The sequence below is a fragment of the Mesorhizobium sp. P5_C1 genome, assembly GCF_054049815.1.
In genome coordinates this window covers 1-4,039 of sequence record NZ_JBFULQ010000501.1, presented here as the reverse complement: position 1 = coordinate 4,039, position 4,039 = coordinate 1, and the positions used below count along the sequence as shown (strand labels likewise).

The window sequence follows — 4,039 nt, the reverse complement described above, 5'->3', positions numbered from 1 at the left end:
GGCTTTACCGGCATCCGCAATCTTGTCTCGGCGACCTTGCACCGCAAATGGCGTGGTTGGCTGGACAGCCGCTTCAACGAAGCACTGCTGGACAACAATCATACGCATTTTCATGCCCAGCATGCGTCGACCGGCAGCGGCGCACCGGCGCCCGACAACATCGACCAGCGCGTCCAGGAATCCATCAAGGACATGACCGGCGGCGCCATCGGGCTCGCCATGGGCGTGCTGGGCGTCGCCACCTCGCTCTATTTCGTCGGCCAGAAGCTGCTCGAAAACTCCGTCGAGGTGAAGGGGCTGGAGTTCCTCGGCAGCTATGGCAGCGCCGTCCTCGCTTTCCTCGCCGTCGCCACCTATGTCCCGCTGAACACCTGGATCGCGGTTAAGCTCGGCGGCCTGCTCGAGCGCCTCAACGTCAGGATGCAGCAGGCCGAAGGCAGCTATCGCGGCGAACTGACGACGTTCCTGCGCCGCAGCTTCCATGTCGCCGCGTCCCAGGGCGAAGGCGTGCAGAGGACGATGCATGGCCGGCTCTATGTCGATATCGACGGCACATGGACGCGGCTGAACATCGTCAACACCGTCTACATGTCGTTCGAACTGATCTACAATTTCATCGGCGCCCGCATCGTCGCCTACGGACCTGGCCTGGTGCCGTTCATTCACAATGGTCTCGATCTCAAGGGCTACATAACCGGCTCCGAGCTGGTCAATTCGCTGATCGGCCAATGTTCGTGGTTCATCCACGTCATGCCCGCCATCGCCACGCTGCGCGCCAACAGCCAGCGCGTCACCGAACTGGCCAATGCGATCGAGAATGTCCAGCATCCGCAGGAATTCTACAGCCAGACCGGCCGTTCCGACTTCCACTACGCCAGCCAGAACCCGGTTTTCGGCCTGACCATCCAGAAGCTCGAACTGGCGCATCAAGGCGAGGACGCCACGCCGTTCCTCAGCGCCGCCAATTTGCGCTTCCGGCGCGGCGAATGGACGTTCCTGAAAGGCGAATCCGGTTGCGGCAAGACCTCGCTGATCAAGGCGATTARCGGCCTGTGGCCCTATGGCCATGGCACCATCGTCTTCCCCGAGGGCGTGAAGAGTTTCTATGCCGCCCAGGAGGTCAAGCTGCAGCAGGTGACGCTGAAACAGCTGGTCTGCCTGCCGGGCTCCGAGCACAATCATAGCGATGCGGATGTCGCGGCGGCGCTGTACAAGGCCGGCCTTGGCGACTTCATCTCGCATCTGGCCGACGCAAGCCGCGAAGGCAAAAGCTGGGACCAGGTTCTGTCGGGCGGCCAGAAGCAGAAGCTGGTGGTGGCGCGCATCGTGCTGCAGCAGCCGGGGCTGCTGTTCCTCGACGAGGCGACCGGCGCGCTTGATCCGGAGGGCAAGATTGCCTTCCATCAGGCCATCAAGGACAACTGCCCCGATGTCACGGTCATCAGCGTCATGCACGAGGCGGTGGCGCCGCGATCGCTGGCCGGCGCAGAATTCTACCATAGCATCGTCGCGATCGCCGACGGCGTCGCCACCAAGAAGCCCCTGGTTCCGACCCTGCCTGTCGAACTCACCACGATTCTTGTCCAGCCAAGGCCGGTCGAGGACAAGTGGCTGCGCTTCTCGCGCCGGCTGAAGCAGAAATGACGACCCGTTGATCTCGGCCGGCCGCGCCATGCGGCGACCGCTGATCACAGTCTCGCGAGTGGTGCCATTCGGCACCGTTTTTCATCCTCACCACGATTGACTCGGCAAGGCGCGCACCTATGTTGCGCCGGCTTGCAGACAGTCAAACGCGAACCCGCAAGCGGAAAGGTCACAGCGCCATGCCTGGCGACAGTCACAGTCGAACGCAACAGCCGTCCGCCTAGACGTGACCTGAATGGTTCATGTCCTGCCGGACGGCAAGGAGTGAGCCATGAACGAATTTACCCCCGTAGCGAGCGACGAGGCCGTCGCGATCGCCCGTATCCTAGCCAACGATCACGTCGCCGACATTGTCGAGGCCCTGAACAGGGAGCCGCGAGAAAGCGCGACGGAACTGCTTTGTGAAGTGACGTTCGAGCGGCTGGTCGAGATCTTCGACCAGCCTGAACTCGACCGCGCGCCCGAACTCATGGAGGCGCTGCCGCGCGCCAAGGCGGGCAAGCTGCTCACCGCCATGTCGGAAGACCGCGCCGCCGACATCCTGCGCGAGCTGGACGAGCCGGCCCGTTCCGAGCTGCTCGGCGGGCTTGCGCCGCCGCTGCGCGCCACGCTGCTTGCCATTCTGGGTTATCCCGAAGGCAGCGCCGCATCGATCATGACGACGGAGTTCGTCAGCGTGCCTTCGGACTGGACCGTGGGCCGCACGCTCGACTACATCCGCAAGGTCGAGCGGACGCGCGAAACCGTCTACGCGATCTACATCGTCGATCCGCAGACGCATCTCCTGATGCGGTCGACCGGCCTGCGCCGGCTGATCACCGGGGAGCCGGAGGATTCGATCATGACGGTGGCGCCGGATCGCGCGCCGGTGACGGTCACCCCACTGACCGATCGCGAAACCCTGGCGCAGACGATCTCGAAATACGACCTGCTCGCCGTCCCGGTCGTCGACCACGGCAAGATCCTCGGCATCGTCACCATCGACGACATCATCGACGCGATGATCGAGGAGACGACCGAGGACGTGCACCGTTTCGGCGGCATGGAGGCGCTCGACGAGCCGTACATGAAGATGAGCTTCCTCGCCATGATCAAGAAGCGGGGCGGCTGGCTGTGCGCGCTGTTCATCTCAGAGATGCTGACGGCCAACGCCATGCAGAGCTATGAGGGCGAGTTGGAAAAGGCGATCGTGCTGACGCTGTTCATCCCGCTGATCATGAGCTCGGGTGGCAATTCCGGCTCGCAGGCGACCTCGCTGGTCATCCGGGCGCTGGCGCTGCGCGAAATCGGTCTTCGCGACTGGTGGCGGGTGGCGCTGCGCGAACTGCCCACCGGCCTCGTGCTCGGCGCCATGCTCGGCGTGGTCGGCATCGGCCGCATCGCGCTCTGGCAATATATGGGCTTCTACGACTATGGGCCGCATTGGCCGCTGATCGCCGCGACGGTCGGCGTGGCACTGGTCGGCATCGTCACCTTCGGCTCGCTGTCGGGGTCGATGCTGCCGTTCGCCCTGAAACGCATCGGCTTCGATCCGGCCAGCGCATCGGCCCCGTTCGTCGCCACGCTGGTCGATGTCACCGGGCTGGTGATCTATTTCTCGGTGGCGTTGGTGATCCTGCGCGGCACGCTGCTGTAGCAATTCCCAGATCTCCGCCGTGGCAAGACCCTTGCCGCGGTGGAGAGCTGAACCTCGGCATGTGCCAGGTCAATCCACCCTCTTGCCATCCTTCACGCGATAGGTCGGCTTGTACATGGTGACGATCTCTTCCGCGGCTGTCGGATGCACCGCCATCGTGCGGTCGAAATCATCCTTGGTCAGCCCGGCTTTCAGCGGAATGCCGAGAAGCTGCGCCATCTCGCCGGCATCCGGTCCCAGGATGTGCGCGCCGAGCACCCGCTTCGACGCGCCGTCGACCACCAGCTTGATCAGCATCTTCTCGTCGCGGCCGGACAGCGTATGCCGCATCGGCCGGAAAGTGGCGCGGTAGATCTCGATGTCGGGGAAGCGTTTGACCGCATCATCCTCCGACAGGCCGACCGTGCCGATTTCGGGTTGTGAAAAGACGGCGGTCGCAATGGTGTCGTGGTCGGGCGCCGTCGCATTTCCCTTGAAGGCGGTTTCGATGAAACACATCGCCTCATGGATCGCCACCGGTGTCAGCTGCACGCGGTTGGTGACGTCGCCGATCGCCCAGATGTTGTCGATGTTGGTGCGCGAGTATTTGTCGACGGCGATCGCACCGGTCTTGGTCATCTCCAGGCCGATGCCTTCCAGGCCCATATTCTCGGTGTTGGGGATGCGGCCGATGGCCAGCATCACCTGGTCGACCGTCAGCACTTTGCCGCCGGTGACGATTGCGTCGAGCCGGCCGTCCGGCCGCTTGCGGATCCATTC

At 63.7% G+C, this 4,039-nt stretch carries 3 protein-coding genes; 2 read left to right on the top strand and 1 reads right to left on the bottom strand.

Going from position 1 to position 4,039, the window contains the following annotated elements; all coding sequences use genetic code 11:
• Positions 1-1,644 (top strand): ABC transporter ATP-binding protein/permease (locus ACXJ7R_RS26650; RefSeq protein ID WP_457154437.1); only part of this gene is annotated, 1,644 nt, incomplete at its 5' end.
• Positions 1,645-1,915: 271 nt separating this feature from the next.
• Positions 1,916-3,280: a magnesium transporter gene (gene mgtE / locus ACXJ7R_RS26645; protein WP_457154436.1), complete on the top strand. Its 1,365-nt coding sequence runs from the start codon at positions 1,916-1,918 to the stop codon at positions 3,278-3,280.
• Positions 3,281-3,349: 69 nt separating this feature from the next.
• Here the strand turns inward: mgtE and ACXJ7R_RS26640 are convergent.
• Positions 3,350-4,039 (bottom strand): FAD-dependent oxidoreductase (locus ACXJ7R_RS26640; protein ID WP_457154435.1); only part of this gene is annotated, 690 nt, incomplete at its 5' end.

Coding starts and splice junctions, on each gene's coding strand:
- mgtE (WP_457154436.1), top strand. CDS start 1,916: ATGAACGAATTTACCCCCGTAGCGAGCGACGAGGCCGTCGCGATCGCC.